General features: G+C 71.4%; 14 protein-coding genes. 4 read left to right on the top strand and 10 right to left on the bottom strand.

The features are described 5' to 3' along the window. Positions 1–41 precede the first annotated feature (41 nt). From ACIPJ2_RS04475 to ACIPJ2_RS04445, 7 genes are all read right to left on the bottom strand, one after another. Entirely contained in the window at positions 42–950 is a 909-nt protein-coding gene (locus tag ACIPJ2_RS04475; RefSeq protein ID WP_281266501.1) for a carbohydrate ABC transporter permease, read from the bottom strand. 98 nt (positions 951–1,048) lie between these two features. After that, positions 1,049–2,413, bottom strand: coding sequence for an ABC transporter substrate-binding protein (locus ACIPJ2_RS04470; protein WP_402727733.1), 1,365 nt, complete (start codon positions 2,411–2,413; stop codon positions 1,049–1,051). A gap of 72 nt (positions 2,414–2,485) precedes the next feature. Further along, complete coding sequence (locus tag ACIPJ2_RS04465; protein ID WP_281266499.1) at positions 2,486–3,373, bottom strand: carbohydrate ABC transporter permease; 888 nt, start codon at positions 3,371–3,373, stop codon at positions 2,486–2,488. Between the two features lie 83 nt (positions 3,374–3,456). Further along, positions 3,457–4,257 (bottom strand): serine hydrolase, encoded by an 801-nt coding sequence (locus tag ACIPJ2_RS04460; protein WP_402727732.1) that lies wholly within the window; start codon positions 4,255–4,257, stop codon positions 3,457–3,459. After that, positions 4,248–5,393 carry a serine hydrolase domain-containing protein gene (locus tag ACIPJ2_RS04455; RefSeq protein ID WP_402727731.1) on the bottom strand — a complete coding sequence of 382 codons (1,146 nt, stop codon included), beginning with the start codon at positions 5,391–5,393 and terminating at the stop codon, positions 4,248–4,250. The genes ACIPJ2_RS04460 and ACIPJ2_RS04455 overlap by 10 nt, the downstream gene beginning before the upstream one ends. Further along, positions 5,390–6,541 carry an exo-beta-N-acetylmuramidase NamZ domain-containing protein gene (locus ACIPJ2_RS04450; RefSeq protein WP_402727730.1) on the bottom strand — a complete coding sequence of 384 codons (1,152 nt, stop codon included), beginning with the start codon at positions 6,539–6,541 and terminating at the stop codon, positions 5,390–5,392. The genes ACIPJ2_RS04455 and ACIPJ2_RS04450 overlap by 4 nt, the downstream gene beginning before the upstream one ends. Position 6,542: 1 nt before the next feature. After that, positions 6,543–7,442: a MurR/RpiR family transcriptional regulator gene (locus tag ACIPJ2_RS04445; protein ID WP_281266495.1), complete on the bottom strand. Its 900-nt coding sequence runs from the start codon at positions 7,440–7,442 to the stop codon at positions 6,543–6,545. A gap of 105 nt (positions 7,443–7,547) precedes the next feature. On the opposite strand from ACIPJ2_RS04445, the gene ACIPJ2_RS04440 reads away from it, so the two are divergent. The 3 genes from ACIPJ2_RS04440 to ACIPJ2_RS04430 are packed head-to-tail and all read left to right on the top strand — an operon-like array spanning position 7,548 to position 10,298. Next, complete coding sequence (locus ACIPJ2_RS04440; protein ID WP_402727729.1) at positions 7,548–8,501, top strand: N-acetylglucosamine kinase; 954 nt, start codon at positions 7,548–7,550, stop codon at positions 8,499–8,501. Next, complete coding sequence (gene murQ / locus ACIPJ2_RS04435; RefSeq protein ID WP_402727728.1) at positions 8,491–9,453, top strand: N-acetylmuramic acid 6-phosphate etherase; 963 nt, start codon at positions 8,491–8,493, stop codon at positions 9,451–9,453. The genes ACIPJ2_RS04440 and murQ overlap by 11 nt, the downstream gene beginning before the upstream one ends. 5 nt (positions 9,454–9,458) lie before the next feature. Next, positions 9,459–10,298: an NlpC/P60 family protein gene (locus ACIPJ2_RS04430; protein ID WP_402727727.1), complete on the top strand. Its 840-nt coding sequence runs from the start codon at positions 9,459–9,461 to the stop codon at positions 10,296–10,298. Positions 10,299–10,429: 131 nt separating this feature from the next. Here the strand turns inward: ACIPJ2_RS04430 and ACIPJ2_RS04425 are convergent, their stop codons facing one another. The 3 genes from ACIPJ2_RS04425 to mgrA all read right to left on the bottom strand — a co-directional run bounded on the left by ACIPJ2_RS04425 (position 10,430) and on the right by mgrA (position 12,784). Beyond that, the gene (locus tag ACIPJ2_RS04425; RefSeq protein ID WP_402727726.1) at positions 10,430–11,077 is read right to left on the bottom strand and encodes a hypothetical protein; all 648 of its coding nucleotides are present in this window, start codon (positions 11,075–11,077) and stop codon (positions 10,430–10,432) included. Then, positions 11,074–11,634, bottom strand: a complete 561-nt coding sequence (locus ACIPJ2_RS04420; RefSeq protein ID WP_402727725.1) for a VanZ family protein — start codon at positions 11,632–11,634, stop codon at positions 11,074–11,076. Before ACIPJ2_RS04420 ends, ACIPJ2_RS04425 begins: the two co-directional genes overlap by 4 nt. A 106-nt stretch (positions 11,635–11,740) precedes the next feature. Continuing rightward, a complete protein-coding gene (mgrA, locus tag ACIPJ2_RS04415; protein WP_402727724.1) occupies positions 11,741–12,784 on the bottom strand; it encodes an L-glyceraldehyde 3-phosphate reductase in 1,044 nt (347 codons plus the stop codon). 172 nt (positions 12,785–12,956) lie between these two features. Here mgrA and ACIPJ2_RS04410 point away from each other — a divergent pair, with 172 nt between their 5' ends. Beyond that, a complete protein-coding gene (locus tag ACIPJ2_RS04410; RefSeq protein ID WP_402727723.1) occupies positions 12,957–15,278 on the top strand; it encodes a fibronectin type III domain-containing protein in 2,322 nt (773 codons plus the stop codon). The last annotated feature ends 150 nt before the right edge of the window (positions 15,279–15,428 follow it).

The following is a 15,428-nucleotide window of genomic DNA, read 5'->3' as shown; positions in this document are numbered from 1 at the left end:
CGAGCCTCCCGTCCGGTGATGGGTCAGTCCGCGCGGTCGGCTCAGTCCGCGAACCGCTTCTGCAGCCGGAGGAAGACCGCCGAGACGCCGACCACGATGACGAACCCGACGACGGCGAGCGCCGTCGCGAGCCCCATCGACTGCGCCGTCGTCCCGAACCCACCGAAGCCGGTCCGGTAGAACAGCGTGCCGAGGACGTCCGTCGAGCCACTCGGCCCGGCCTGGCTCCCCTGCATGATGTAGATCAGGTCGAACGTCCCGAAGGCGCCGATGAAGTTCATCGTCGTGATGAGCAGGATCGTCGGCCGGATCGCCGGGATGAGGACCGACCACAGGATCCGGAACCGCCCGGCACCGTCGAGCGCTGCGGCGTCCATCGTGTCCTGCGGCACCTCGGTCAGCGACGCGAGGAACACCAGCACCGGGAAGCCCATGCCGACCCACGCCGTGATGACGGCGATCGTCGGGAGCGCGAGCGTCGTCGATCCGAGGAACGGCAGCGCGAGGGCGTCGAGGTGCAGCGCGTGCAGCACGGAGTACAGCACGCCGCTGTTCGGTTCGAGGTAGATCGTCCAGATGTACGCGATCGCGACCGGGGGCAGCGTGAACGGCAGCATCATGATGATCGAGTAGCGCTGCGACGCCCGCTCGTTGACGATCATCATCATGTACGCGAGCCCGATGCCGAACACGAGCGTCAGGACCATCGAGATGGCGAAGAAGTACAGGTTGTGGCCGACCGCCCGCCAGAACTCCGGGGCGAACGAGGGGTCGAAGAGCGTGAACGTGTAGTTCCCGAGGCCGATGAAGTTCGACAGCGGGCCGGTGCCGTTCCAGTTGTAGAAGCTGTACCGGACGCCGTCGAGCAGCGGGAACACCACGAAGACCGCGAAGAGCAGGAACGCCGGTGCCACGAAGGCGGCGAGGATCGCGACCTGGCGCTTCGGCATCCCGCGGGGAACCCGCGGTGCTGGCTGGTCCGAGGGAGCCGCGGGAGACGGGGCCGGCGTGCCGCCCCGCCTCCCGGAATCGGTGATGGTGGCCATGGTCACTTGGCCCCGAAGTACCAGTCGAGCTTGCCGTTGATGTGCTCGGCGGCTTCCTGCGGGGTCGTCTTGCCCTCGAGGAGCGGCACGACGACGTCCTGCTCGGCCGTGTACACGCCAGAGGTCGTCGACACCGTCTTCTTCTTCGAGAGCGACGTCGGGTCGGGGTCCGGCGTGTCCATCGGCGAGCGGATCCCGATGATCGGGTTCGCCGCCTGGGTGTCGAACCACTCCGCGGCCTGTCGGCTGAGCGGGTACTTCTTCGGGATCGTCACGCCGGCGATCGGGGAGATCTCACCCGCGACGTCCGAGAACGCGTTGCCGAACTTCTTCGTCGCCGTGTAGGCGATGACCTTCTCGGATGCCTTCTCGACGGCCGAGTCGCCGATCTTGGCGTTCATCGAGATGTTGCCGTCGACGTACCAGGTGATCTTCGGCTTCTGGCCGTTCGGCGACGGGACCAGCATCTGCCCGTAGTCGAGGTCGGGGTTCACCTGGTCGATCGTCGCCGTGTCGAAGATGCCGTCGATGATGAACGCCGCCTTGCCGAGCGCGAAGGCCGTCTCCTGCTCGTTGCCTGCCGAGCCCGTCGCCTGCCAGTTGTCCTGCAGGTACGGCGCGAGGTCCTGGAACGCGGCGAGCGACTGCACGAACTCCGGGTCCGTGTAGTCCGACTTCTTGTCCGTGATCGCCTGCGCGGTGGTGTTGCTCACCGTGGACGCGCCGACCGCCTGCAGCTGGAGCGACATCAGCCACTGCTGGACGCCCATCGTGTACATCGGGGTCGTCCCCTTGGACTTGAGCTTCTTCATCGCGGCGATGAACTGCTTCCACGTGGTCGGCTTCTCGATGCCGGCGTCCTTGAGGATCTTCTTGTTGTAGAACATCGACATCGTCTGGACCGCGAAGGGGACGCCGTACGTCTTGCCCTCGTACTGCGCGGCCGCGAGCGACGCCGGCTTCATGCCGGAGGTGTCGGCGACGTCGTCGATCGGCTTGACGAGCCCCGCCGCCGCGTACGTCTGGGTGCCGTTGCCGGCGCGGTCGTAGAAGATGTCCGGCCCGCTCCCACCGTTCATCGCGGTCTTCAGCACGGAGTCGTAGGACGTCGCGGAGATGGACCGGAACTTGATCGTGAGGTCGGTGCCCTCGGCGCGCAGGTTCTTCTGGACGCTCTCCCACAGGGGCTTGTCCTGGGAGCGCCACGACCAGACGGACACGGTCGGCCCGCTTGAGCTCCCGCCGTCCGCGCCAGCGGCGGACCCGCCCGCTGAACACCCGGCGAGGGCGATGGCGGCTGCGGCGACGGCGCCGACGACCGCGAGGGTCCTGCCGCGACGGTGTCGGGTGGTGTGCGTTCGTTGCATGGCTCCGGACGTCCTTTCGGGGTCGGTCGGCTTTCGGGGTCGGTCGGCTTTCGGGGTCGGTCGGGGAAGCGGTCAGGCCTTGACGCCGCCGCCGACGAGGTTCCGTCGGAACTGTTTCGCGACGAGCAGGAACCCGATGAGGGTCGGCAGGCTGATGATGACGAGCCCGGCGAGGAGGAGTTGCCACTCCGTGGAGTGCTCGCCGACGAAGGAGAGGATGCCGACGGGCACGGTCATGCTCGACGGGTCCTGCACGAGGAGCAGCGGGAGGAAGAACTCCTTCCACGCCGACAGGAACTGGAAGATCGCGACGATGCCGAGCGCCGGGCGGATCAGCGGCAGCACGATGTGCCAGTAGATCCGCAGCGGGCCGGCACCGTCCATCACCGCGGCCTCCTGCAGCTCGAAGGGGATCGTCCGCATGAAGTTGACGAGGATGAACACGCTGTACGAGATCCCACCGGACGCGAACACGATGACGAGCGACGTGAGCGTGTTCAGCAGGTGCAGGTTCTTGATGAGGATGAAGATCGGCAGCGCGATGATCTGGATCGGCAGCGCGAGGCCGGACACGAAGAACAGGTACAGCAGCTGGTTGCCCGTGAAGCGGTAGCGCGCGATCACGAACGCGGCGAGCGACGAGAACGCGAGGATCGCGGCGACGGTGACGCACGCGACGATGATCGTGTTGGCCAGGAAGCGCCCGATGTCGCCCTCGTTCCAGGCGTTCGGGTAGTTCTCGACGTGGAAGACGTCCGGCCACGACAGCGGGGTGCCGAGGATGCCGGGGATGTCCTTGAACGACAGGAACACGACGAACAGCAGCGGCAGCAGCACGACGATCGACGCGATGACGAGGACGACGTGGCTCACGACCGGAGCGGCGCCGGCCCGCCGGCCGCGGTGCCGCGTCGGTGCTGCTCCTGCGGGGCGAGCGGGCCGAGTGGGGATGGCGGTCATGAGCGGCATCCTTTCCGTGGTTCTTCGTCTCGGGAGCGAAGTTGTCGGAAGGTTACCTAGCGCGACGCAATTGCGTCAATGGTTTACGTGATCAGGAAACACGATCGCAACACGCTCCCCACGGACCGGATGACCGCATCGCCCTGCGCCTCGTCGAAGCCGCGCGTGCAGACCGCCAGGACGGACGCATCGTCGGCGTCCGCAGTGGTCGCGAACGCGGCGACGTCGTGCACGACCCCCGGGACCCACCCGCTCTTCGACCCCCACCACCGACCGGGTGGCAGCTCGCGCGCGATGTGCGGAAAACGCTGTCGTGCGAGCACCGCACGCGCGAACGCGGCGCTCGACGCGGAGAGCACGCGACCGGACACGAGCAGGTGCATCGTGCGGGCGAGGTCGGACGCGGACGACCGGTTCTCGAGCCCCGCACGCTGCGCCGGCACGTCGCCGAGCTTGCGGGCGAGGATCGTCCGGCCGAGCTCCGCCGCACGGATAGTCTCCGCGATCCGTCCGGGACCGAGCAGGTCCAGGAGCACGTTGGTCGCCTCGTTCGAGGACCGTTCGATCATCATCCCGGCGAGCGCCGCGACGGTCGCCTCCGCACCGTCCGGCGGGAACTCCGGGTCGGCGTCCTCGGGATCCGGTCGGACGACGATGCCGCCGCCCGCCGCCGACGTCGTGGTCGAGGACACCGTGACCGACCGGTCCAGCGCGATCGTGCCGTCGTCGACCGCCAGGAGCAGGGCGAGGAGCACGACGAGCTTGATGGTGGAGGCCGCTGGCAGCACCACGTCGGCGTCCCGTTCGGACACCGTGCCACCGATCGGGTCGAGGAGCACCCAGGTGACGAGCGGTCCGCCGTCACCGGCCACGCTCACCGGCACGCGAACGCCAGTTCGGCGACGTCGCGACGCAGCGCCGTGACCCCCGACCCGTGCCGTGTGGGGTGCACCCGGTTCGTCAGCAGCACGATCGTCAGTCCGGCATACCGGTCGACCTGGACCGACGTGCCCGTGAACCCGGTGTGCCCGCGCGAGGCCGTGCCGGAGGTGCCCATCCACGACGTCTCGCCGACGCGGAGCCCGAGACTGGCTCCCGTCCCGTCGCCGCGTGGATCCGGCCGTCCGGTCACCGTGGGCAACTGGTCGTCCCACATCCACCGCGCGGTGACCTCGGTCTCGCCACGACGGAGCACCTCGCCGAAGCGCGCGACGTCGTCGACGTCGGCGAAGAGCCCCGCGTTCGCGGTCGCGCCGCCGAGTGACCACGACGACTCGTCGTGCACGTCGCCACGCACGACGCCGCGGTGCAGCTCCGGCTGGTACTCGGTCGCGACGACGTCGTCCCGCAGCCCGGCATCGGTCGGTCGGTAGCGCGTGTCCGCGAGCCCGAGCGGGACGAGCGTCTCGCGCGCGACGAGGTCGGCCCACGGCTCGCCGGTCGCTGCCTCCGCCACGAGCATGGCCGTGTTGAACCCGGTGCACGCGTACTCCCAGTGCCGGCCGGGAGGCTCGGTGAGCGTCGTGCGCGCCAGGTCCGCCCGCAGAGCGGCCCGGTCCGACAGCGGCGACGCCCGGAAGGTCGGGGCACCGTCCGGCAGCGCGGCGAGCGCCGCGTCGAAGGGAGCCCGCCAGCCGGCCCAGGTCGCCGGGAGCCCGGAGGTGTGGGTCAGCAGGTGACGGAGGGTGACGGCACGTCGGTCCGGGTCGTTCCGGTAGTCGGGCAGGTGTTCCGCGATCGGGTCGTCGAGGCCGAGCACACCGGACTCCACGAGCCGGAGGAGCGTGTACGCCGAGTACGTCTTCGTCACGGACGCCAGGTCGAAGCGCGCTCCGTCGGCGACCGCGGTGCGCGCCTCGGCGGGGATCGCGGCACCGTCGTCGTCGACCGTCGCGACCGTGCCACGGACGCTCCGCGCCGCGACGCTCCCGTCGACGACCACGACGGCGGCCGCTGCGGAGGCGACCCCTCCGGCCACCGCGACGTCGAGGAGCGTGGTGAGCCGAGCCTCCAGGCTCATGCGGTCACCCGGTCGTCCGTCGTGTCCGCGAACCCGACCACGTCGTCACCCGCGGTGAGCGCGAGTCGGAGTCGGTCGGATCCCCAGAGGCGGTCGAGCGGGCAGCCGGGCTCCGGCGGGGCGTCCGCGGGCTGTGACCGCACGGCGAAGGCGTCCGGGTGCAGCCGCGCGGCGGTCCCGATGATCGCGAGGCCGGTCCGGACCGGCCGGAATCGCTCGCGGTCCGTGACGTGGAGGACGACCCCGCGCACGACCTCCCCCGCGTACTTGTGGAAGGTCGGCCGGAAGCGGGTCTCGCGGAAGCGGACGCCGGGGAGCTCGAGTTCGCGGAGTGCCGGCACGAACCGGTCGTCGAGCCACGGAGCGCCGACGGTCTCGAACGGTCGGGTCGTCCCGCGCCCCTCGCTGAGGTTGGTGCCCTCGACGAGCCCGGTACCGGGGTAGACGAACGCGGTGTCCGGTGTCGGCAGGTTCGGCGACGGCGTGACCCAGGGCCCACCGTCGAGCGGCCACGGTGCGCGGTCGTCCCACTCCGCGACCTCGACGACGTCGAGCGCCGTCGTCCGGAGGCCGCCGGTGCCGGTGGCGACCGCCGTCCTGGCGAGCTCGCCGAGGGTCAGCCCGTGCCGGATCGGGACGTCCACCCGGCCGACGAAGCTCGCGAACGCCGGATCGAGGCCCGGCCCCTCGACGAGGGTCCCGCCGATCGGGTTCGGGCGGTCGAGCACGACCACCGGGACGCCGGCGCGGTCCGCGGCGACGAGGCAGTCGATCATCGTCCACGGGTACGTCCAGAACCGCGTCCCGATGTCCGGCAGGTCGACGAGCAGGAGATCGATGCCCGACGCGGCCATCCGCTCGGCCAGTCGATCGGCGTCGAGCTCGTACGTGTCGACGACGGGCAGGCCGGTTGCGCGGTCGTGCTCGAGGGCCTCGGACTCCCCCGCCTGCCCCGTGCCGTGCATGCCGTGCTCCGGTCCGAACAACAGGGCGAGACGCACACCGATGCGCTGCAGGGCGTCGGCGGTGCGCTCGAAGCCCGCGGTGACGGCGGTGTCGTTCGTGACCAGGCCGACGCGGGCGTCCCCGATCACGGACGCGCGGAGCCCGGGGTCGGTGAGCAGTCGGTCGATCGCGGCGACCGCCACGTCACGCACCGTCGCGGAGCGGTCGGACGGCCGAGTGGGTGCGCCGGATGGCGGCGACGCTCCGATCGTGGTCGGCGCGGGCGACCCCGACGAAGAGGTAGTCGACGACGGTGAGCTGCGCGATCCGGCTCGCCATCGCACCGGAGCGGAAGGCGGTCTCACGGACTGCGGTCCGGAGCACGGCGTCCGCGACACCGCCGAGTGGCGAGTCCGCGGCGTTCGTGATCGCCACCGTCGCGGCGCCGCTGTCGTGTGCGGCGCGGAGGAACTCGATCGCCTCGCGCGTCCGGCCGCTGTGCGAGAACGCGATCGCGACGCCGTTCGGGCCGAGCAGCGTCGCCGGGACCAGCGCGTCGTGCGCGTCCGCGAACGACAGCGCCGTCCGACCGACGCGGAGGAGTTTCTGCGCGAGGTCGCGGGCGCCGGCGTTGCTCGCGGACACACCGAACACGATGACGGTGTCCGCGGCGGCGACCCGGTCGATGACGGACTGCAGCACGTCGAGGTCGAGCGACGCCGCGGTCTCCTGGATCCCGACGATCTCGGACCGGCTGATCTTCGCGATCATCTCGGCGAGGGAGTCCGCGTCGGTGATGTCGGAGCCGTACTCGCCGACCTGGCCGAACTGGGCGGACTCGGTCGCGAGCTCGGTGGCCATCTGCAACCGCATCGGGGCGTAGCCGGTGAAGCCGATCGTGCGGCAGAACCGGACGACGCTCGTCTCGCTCGTGGAACAGTTGCGGGCCAGCTCGGTGATCGTCTGCTCGAGCACGATCTGCGGACGCTCGAGGATCGCCTCGGCCACACGCCTCGTCGAGGGAGGGTAGGTGTCGAGTCGCGACTGGATCGAGGTCCGGATGCTCACCCTGATGACACTATTGGGCGATTCCAGCACGGTCATGGACAACCTCTCCGAACGCGTTCCGATTGGTCGTCATGCTACGGAGCGGGATGTCATCGCGTCAATGCTTTTCATCCGGCATGACGATCAGGTAAATTACCCACCATGGCACCAGCCGAGCCCGCTGCCCTCGTCGACCTGGGGAAGACGACGTGCCGTGTGCGCGTCGGCGACCGGTCCGCCTCGGGGCACGGGAGCGCCGGCCTCGCGGAGCACGACGGGCTCGAGGACGCGATCGCCGCGATCACCGACGCCCTGACCGTGCTGAGACCCGGACCCGGACCCCGGCCCGGACCCGCGCCCGCGTCGCTCGCCGCGTTCGTCGGCGGTGTCGCCATCGGCGCTGCCGGAGCCGCGACCGTGCCCGATCGCGCCCGCGAACTGGCGGACCGTGTCGCCACGGCCTCCGGCGGGCGCGCCGTCGTCACGAGCGACGTCGTGACCGCGCACGCCGGTGCCCTCGGCGGCGCACCCGGGACCGTGCTGGTCGCCGGCACCGGAGCCGTCGCGATCGGGATCGACCCCACCGGACGGATCCGACGCGCGGACGGCTCCGGCATCTGGCTCGGCGACGACGGGTCCGGCCGCTGGATCGGACAGCAGGGCCTGCGTGCTGCCCTCCGCGCGCACGACGGACGCGGACGCGACACCGCCCTCCGCGATGCCGCGATGTCGCTGGCGCCGTCGCTCGACGCACTGCCCGCCGTCGTCGGCGGGTCCGCGACCCCCGAGCGCACCCTGGCCGCCTTCGCGCCCGTCGTCCTGTCGCACGCGGCCGACGGCGACGCCGTCGCGTCGGACATCGTCGAGCGGGCGATCGGGCACCTCGTCACGACGGCCCGCGCGGCGGCTCCAGCCGACCCTGCGGCGCACGTGGTCACGATCACCGGTGGACTCGTCGCGCACGACGGGTTCGCGGCGCGGCTCCGGCAGGCGCTCGTCGACAGCGACCTCGACGTCGTCGAGCCGCTCGGTGACGCCCTCGACGGCGCCGCACTCATCCTCGACAACCCCGATCTCCCCCATGAGAGGCAGGTGTCCCGTGTCGATGCCCCGTGACCCAGACGACGCGCTCCTCGACGCCATCGGCGACGAGCTCAGCACGCTCGCCACCGAGTCCGTCGACGAGCGCCGCAGCTCAGTCGACCTCCTCGACACCGCCGACCTCGTCGCCGCCATGCACGACGGGAACCGCGCCGCGTTCGACGCCGTCGGCACCGCGCTCCCCTCGATCGCCAGCGCCGTCGACGCGATCAGCTCGCGGATGGCAGGCGGCGGCCGGCTCATCTACATCGGCGCGGGGACGTCCGGCCGCCTCGGTGTCCTCGACGCGAGCGAGTGCCCACCGACGTTCGGGACGGATCCGTCGCTCGTCGTCGGGATCATCGCCGGCGGGGAGCGCGCGATCCGCTCTGCCGTCGAACGCTCCGAGGACGACGAGGCATCAGGAGCAGCCGACCTCGCCGCCGTCGGGCTCACCGCGCAGGACACCGTCGTCGGACTCTCCGCCTCCGGCCGCACCCCGTACGTGCTGGGCGCGCTCCGTGCCGCGAACGAGGTCGGTGCGCTCACCGTCTCGGTCGCCAGCAACGAGCACTCCAGGACAGGCCAGACGGCGGCGATCGCGATCGAGGCCCCGGTCGGCCCCGAGTTCATCGCCGGCTCGACCCGGCTCAACGCCGGGACCGCCCAGAAGCTCGTGGTCAACATGCTCTCGACCCTGACGATGGTGCGGCTCGGCAAGACCTACGGCAACGTCATGGTCGACCTCCGCGCGACGAACGCCAAGCTCGTCGCCCGCAGCCGCCGCACCGTCGTCTCGGTCACCGGCGTCGACACCGCAACGGCGGCCACCGCACTCGACGCGGCGCACGGCTCGGTCAAGGAGGCGGTCTTCGCGCTCCTGACCGGCAGCAGCCCCGCCACCGCGACGTCCGCGCTCGCCGCTGCCGACGGGCACCTGCGGATCGCACTCGACCGGGCGTCCTCCTCGACGGGCCTCGCACGATGACGCGCATGCTCGACCTGCTGGCCACCCCGACGGTCGTCGGGGTCCCCGCGACGGTGCTCTGGAACGCCCCGACCGCTCCACGGCCGATCGACGCCGCCGCCGTTGCCGACACGCCGGACCTCGTCGCGTGGGCAGCCGGCCTCGACGACGACGCACGGCTCGGTCTGCTCGACCGCGCCGACACCCACGCCGTCCTCGGCGAGCCGGTCGTCGTCGTCGCCGGATCGGACGGATGGGCAGAGGTCCGCCTGCCGCTCCAACCGTCGTCGAAGCACCCGGACGGCTACCCCGGGTTCCTGCCGACCGCGCACCTCCTGCCGCTCGACGCACCGCGGACCGACCCGGTCGTCGTGCGAAGCGGGCCGCTCCTCGGTGCGATCCTCGACCGCCGTGCCTCGGGCGGGTACCTCGGCCCCGACGGCGTCGTGCACGACCTCGCAGCGACCGCGGTCACGTCGCTGCGCTCGCCTTCGCCGGGGGCCGTCGACCCCGCCGATGCGCTCGCGGTCGCCCGCACCTTCACGGGGATGCCGTACCTCTGGGCCGGGTCATCGGCCGCCGGTGTCGACTGCTCGGGCCTCGTCCACGTGTCCTACCGCGCCCTCGGGATCGTCGTCCCGCGTGACGCCGACGACCAGGCCGAGGCCCTCGAGCCGGTCGCGCCGGAGGACGCCCGACCCGGCGACCCGGTGTTCTTCGCGAACGAGCACGGCATCCACCACGTCGCCCTGGCGACCGGTGGCGGCGCGACCTTCCATGCACCACGGACGGGGCAGCTCGTCGGCGCGGGGCGCTTCGACACGGTCGCGGCGACCGAGACGGTGACCGCGGCGCGCGTCCGCTGAGCGAGCGTCGTCAGGACGGACGGGAGGCTCGTGGCGGGGCCGCCACGAGCCTCCCGTCAGCCGTGGGTCACCGGGACGCGCGCCGGACGCGGACCGTGGAGACGGACAGGGCGCGGCATCGCGACTCGTCCTCAGACGGGACGGCGCTCGGTCTGCCGCGTCGTCGACCGGGACGACAGGAGGAGCCCGACGGCGATGACGAGCAGCCCGACGCCACTCCCGAGCACAGAGAGGTGGATCGACATCGACGCGACGTCGATGCCGGATCTCGCGGTGAGGAGCAGGCGATCGGCGAGGACCGCCGTGCCGTTCGTGACCAGGGCCGAGATCGCGATGAGGCCGAGGCCGACGAAGACCGCGGCGGGGACGACGCGCCTCCCGCGGTGCAGCGCGAGCAGGATGCACGCGACAGCCACCGCCGTGCCACCGACGACACCGATCCCCGGGACGACCAGCCGGAGGAACGGCTCGGAGAAGACGTCGGGTACCCGGACCCGCAGGGCCGTCGTCTGGACCACCCCCGCGACCGCGGCCACCAGGAGCAGCACCTGCGCGGCCGGGACCGCCCGCAACGGACGTTCGTCCGACGCACCGAACCCCAGGATGAGCAGGCCGGCGAGCGTCAGGGGGCCGGCGAACAGCGACGCCGTGGACGCGACCTCGTGACTGACGTCGATCAGGAGCGTGGCGCAGGTGCACAGGCCGGCTGCGGTGAACACCATCGCTCCGACCGAGACGGCATCGATGCCCCGGAGCCGAGTCGACCGACCGTCGCTCACGATGCCTCGCGTGCCGGCCAGCGGAACTGCTGGACGACTCCGTAGACCGACTGCGAGCGCGTCACGAGGACGAACAAGCCGTAGCCGATGACGCCGCCCAGGATGTTGGTCATCCAGTCGTTGATGTCCGCGATGTGTCCGCCGTACGCGAGCCCCGCCGTGGCCATCTGCGTGAGTTCGATCGCGAGACTCGCACCGGCGACGATCGCCGTCACCCGCCACCAGCTCGGCCGCGCGAGGAGCAGGGGGATGAGCACACCGAGCGGGACGAACACCGCGATGTTGACGAGCGCGTCCTCGAGCCCGTAGTCCACGAACGGGACGAGCCAGAGCGCCAGTGGGCGCGGCCCGCGGTCCGGCCAGGTCCCGACGTGGATGAAGATCGGGAAGACCGTGTTCGCGATCACGCCCCCGGCGTAGAGCGCGAGGACGGCGGCGACGCTCGCCCGGGGAAGTGTGACGCGGCCACGGGCGCGGAGGGTCCAGAGCAGGACGAGGAAGATCACGACCCCGAGCGGGATCACGATCGGGAGCATGGGGACTTCGATGGACCTCATCCACGGGCTCCGCTCGATCGATGCACGCCGCGCTGCATCTCTGCGGCTTCTTGCTCGGTCACCATCGTCGAACCTCCGGAACCGAGTCTGTCATCCCGCGGGCGCGCTACGAGACCGCGCCGGAGCGCGCGCCCGACCAGAGGTCGACGTCGAGAACGCCCACCGAGTGTTCGTCGATCGCGGCGAGTTCCTCGTCCGTGAAGGACAGGTCGTCGAGCGCGGCCACGTTCTGCTCCAGCTGCTCCACCCGCGAAGCGCCGATCACCAGCGACGTCACGCGTTCGTCCCGCAGCGCCCAGGCGAGCGCCAGCTGCGCCAGGCTCTGCCCCCGGCGCTCCGCGATGCCGTGCAACGCCCGCAGGTGGTCGACGACCTCCGGCGTCAGCGACCCGGCGTCGAGCGACTTGCCCGCCGCCGCGCGCGAGTCCTCCGGGACGCCGTCGAGGTACCGCCCGGTCAGGAGCCCCTGGGCCAGCGCCGTGAACCCGATCACCCCGAAGCCGAGGTCGTCGGCTGCCTCGAGGAGTCCCTCGTCCTCGATCCAGCGGTTGAGCATCGAGTAGGACGGCTGGTGGATCAGCAGCGGGGTGCCGAGGTCGCGCAGGATCGCGGCGGCCTGCCGGGAGCGTTCTGCGTCGTAGGACGAGATCCCGACGTAGAGCGCCTTGCCCTGTTGGACGGCGGTGTGCAGCGCCCCCATGGTCTCCTCGAGCGGGGTCGAGGCGTCGAGCCGGTGCGAGTAGAAGACGTCGACGTAGTCCAGGCCCATCCGCTGGAGCGACTGATCGAGGGACGCGAGGACGTACTTCCGCGAGCCACCACCCTGCCCGTACGGTCCGGGCCACATGTCCCAGCCGGCCTTCGTCGAGATGACCATCTCGTCGCGGTACGGCCGGAAGTCCTCTCGCATGAGCCGGCCGAAGTTCACCTCGGCGGCGCCGTAGGGCGGGCCGTAGTTGTTCGCCAGGTCGTGGTGGGTGATGCCGAGGTCGAAGGCGCGTCGGCTGATCGCCCGCTGCGTCTCGAACGGCCGGTCGTCGCCGAAGTTGTGCCAGTACCCGAGCGAGAGCAGCGGCAGGTCAAGACCGGAGCGGCCGGTCCGGCGGTAGCGCATGCTGTCGTAGCGGGTCTCTGCTGCGGTGTAGTCCATGCGTCGAGGATGGCACCGTGTCATCTGAGACCCGAACTGGGGTGGAGATCGCGCCGTAACGAGGCGAATCGCGCTCATATGATCGGCCTGCTCCCTGCAGGAGGGAGCCTCTCCCGAAGGAACGCTCTTGCGCGCACGCACCGCTCCGTCTCCAACCCGAACCGTCCGGCCGATGCGGACGGCCATCGCGAGCGCCGCAGTCCTCGCGGCCGCACTCGCACCGGCACTGCTCTCCGTGGGCTCCGCCCAGGCTGCCCAGCAGGGCACGCTCGACCAGGCGAGTGAGACGCACAGCCTCGGCCCGTGGTCGAACGGCGACAACGGCCAGACGTTCACGCCGGCGATCAGCGGGCTCGTGTCAGGCATCGACCTGTACGAGGCGCAGGTCTCCGGGTCTGCCACGTACAACCTGACCATCCGAGCAGCGCAGAACGGGCTCCCCACCGGCCCGGTCCTCGGTACCGGCTCGGCGACCGTCTCCAGTGTCGGATGGTTCTCGGTCCCGATCACGTCCACCGCCCCCGTCACCGCCGGGGGTTCGTACGCGATCTCGTTCCGGGGCCCGTCGAACGCGTACGTGGGGTGCGACACCAACGTCTACCCCGGCGGCGGCGCGATCTACGAGGGTCAGAACTACGCCTCCAGCTACGACCTCGCCTTCCGCGAGTACGTCGTCGCCGGTGGCACGATCTCCGGCACCCCGACGTCGAACACCCCCGTCGGCCACCCCTACTCCTACGACTACGCGGTGAACGGCTACCCGGCTCCGACGCTCTCGGTCGTCGACGGCGCGCTCCCCGACGGCCTCACCCTCTCGCAGTCCGGCCGGCTCTCCGGCACGCCGACCACGGTCGGGTCATCGACGTTCACGATCCGCGCCGCGAACGACAAGGGACAGCAGGACGTCACCTCCACCATCGTCGTCCGAGCCGCAGTGGCGCCCGCTGCTCCCAGCGGTGTCACCGCGGCGGCCGGCGCCGGTTCCGCGACGGTGTCGTGGTCGGCACCCACGAACACCGGCGACGACCCCGTCACCGGGTACACCGTCACGTCCACCCCGGGCAACGTGACCGCGACGACCTCCGCCACCAGCGCGACGATCAACGGCCTGACCCCTGGCACCGCCTACACCTTCCAGGTCGCCGCCACGAGTGCCTCCGGAACCGGTGCCGCCTCCGAGCCGAGCGCCGCAGTGACCCCCTACACGACGCCGTCCGCTCCGGTCGGTTTCCGCGTGACCCCCGGTGACGGATCGGTCGAGCTGAACTGGTCCGCTCCCGCGAGCGACGGCTCCAGCCCGCTGACCGGCTACACGATCTCGCAGCGCGTCGACGGCGGGCCGTGGGCCGACGTCGCCACCCCGGCCGCAACCGACGACAACGCCGTCATCGACGGCCTGCGCAACGGCTCCACCTACGAGTACCGGATCGTCGCGTCCAACGCCGCAGGCTCCGGGCCCGCCGCGTCGAGCAACCCGGCCGCTCCGTTCGGCGTGGCCGGTTCGCCGCAGGCGGTCGAGGCGGTCGGCGGCGACGAGTCCGCGTCGCTCACCTGGTTGGCACCCGCCGACGCGAACGGCTCCCCGGTCACCGGGTACCAGGTCGAGTACAGCAGCGACGGCTCCACGTGGAGCGAGCCCATCACCGCCGCCACCACGTCCGCCGACGTCACCGGGCTCGCCAACGGCACCGAGTACTCCTTCCGTGTCGCTGCCGTGAACGCCGCCGGCGCCGGACCGTGGAGCGAACTCGCCACCGCGACGCCCGTCACCGTCGCGAGCGCACCGAGCGACCTGACCGTGACCCCCGCCGACGGCGCGGCAGTCCTCGCGTGGACCGCACCCACGGACGACGGCGGTGCGGCCGTCACCGGCTACCGCGTCGAGTACCGTGCCGGCGGCGCTGACTGGACCGGCGTCGACGCGTCGACCTCCCCGGCCACGATCAGTGGTCTGGACAACGGGTCCCGCTACGAGTTCCGCGTGCGCGCCGTCACGTCGGTCGCACCGGGCACCGCGAGCGACAGCGTCTCGACCACGCCGTTCGTGTTCGACCCCACCGCGCGCAGCGACGGAGACTCGATCGACGGCACCACGCTGTCCGTCGGCGACCGTGTCCACCTCGGCGCGACCGACCTGCCCGTGGGCTCCATCGTGACGGTCGACCTGCACTCGACGCCGGTCCGCCTGGCGACGGTGACGATCGGCGACGATGGCGTCCTCGACACCGACGTGATCATCCCGGCCGGAACCGCCGCAGGTGCCCACGAGCTGGTGCTGACGCTGGACGGCACCGGGGCGGACCCCGTCACCGTGTCGCACGCATTCACGGTCGCGCCGGCCACCGTGGCCGCCACGACCACCGCGGTGGCTCGTCAGGCCGCCGCGGAGCTCGCCTTCACCGGGTCGACGATCTCGCCGCTCCTCGTCGGCGGTGCCGCACTCGCGGTCCTGCTCGGTGTCGGCCTGATCGTGGTACGGCGCCGCCGCGCCTGAGTGCTGACCTGACGGCCTGGCGACGACGTGCGCGGAACGCTGCACGCCGTCGCCAGGCCATCGACGCACCGCTGCTCGACACCGGCGCAAACTCGTCGTCAGTGAAGGTCAGGTTGCCGAGCGCGGCGACGTTTCGAACTCGCGCGAGCG

Source organism: Curtobacterium sp. NPDC090217, assembly GCF_044746705.1.
Lineage (GTDB): Bacteria > Actinomycetota > Actinomycetes > Actinomycetales > Microbacteriaceae > Curtobacterium.
This window is presented reverse-complemented; position numbering and strand designations above follow the sequence as displayed.

Coding starts and splice junctions, on each gene's coding strand:
- ACIPJ2_RS04475 (WP_281266501.1), bottom strand. CDS start 950: ATGCCGAAGCGCCAGGTCGCGATCCTCGCCGCCTTCGTGGCACCGGCG.
- ACIPJ2_RS04470 (WP_402727733.1), bottom strand. CDS start 2,413: ATGCAACGAACGCACACCACCCGACACCGTCGCGGCAGGACCCTCGCG.
- ACIPJ2_RS04465 (WP_281266499.1), bottom strand. CDS start 3,373: ATGACCGCCATCCCCACTCGGCCCGCTCGCCCCGCAGGAGCAGCACCG.
- ACIPJ2_RS04455 (WP_402727731.1), bottom strand. CDS start 5,393: ATGAGCCTGGAGGCTCGGCTCACCACGCTCCTCGACGTCGCGGTGGCC.
- ACIPJ2_RS04445 (WP_281266495.1), bottom strand. CDS start 7,442: ATGACCGTGCTGGAATCGCCCAATAGTGTCATCAGGGTGAGCATCCGG.
- ACIPJ2_RS04440 (WP_402727729.1), top strand. CDS start 7,548: ATGGCACCAGCCGAGCCCGCTGCCCTCGTCGACCTGGGGAAGACGACG.
- murQ (WP_402727728.1), top strand. CDS start 8,491: ATGCCCCGTGACCCAGACGACGCGCTCCTCGACGCCATCGGCGACGAG.
- ACIPJ2_RS04430 (WP_402727727.1), top strand. CDS start 9,459: ATGCTCGACCTGCTGGCCACCCCGACGGTCGTCGGGGTCCCCGCGACG.
- ACIPJ2_RS04420 (WP_402727725.1), bottom strand. CDS start 11,634: ATGAGGTCCATCGAAGTCCCCATGCTCCCGATCGTGATCCCGCTCGGG.
- mgrA (WP_402727724.1), bottom strand. CDS start 12,784: ATGGACTACACCGCAGCAGAGACCCGCTACGACAGCATGCGCTACCGC.
- ACIPJ2_RS04410 (WP_402727723.1), top strand. CDS start 12,957: ATGCGGACGGCCATCGCGAGCGCCGCAGTCCTCGCGGCCGCACTCGCA.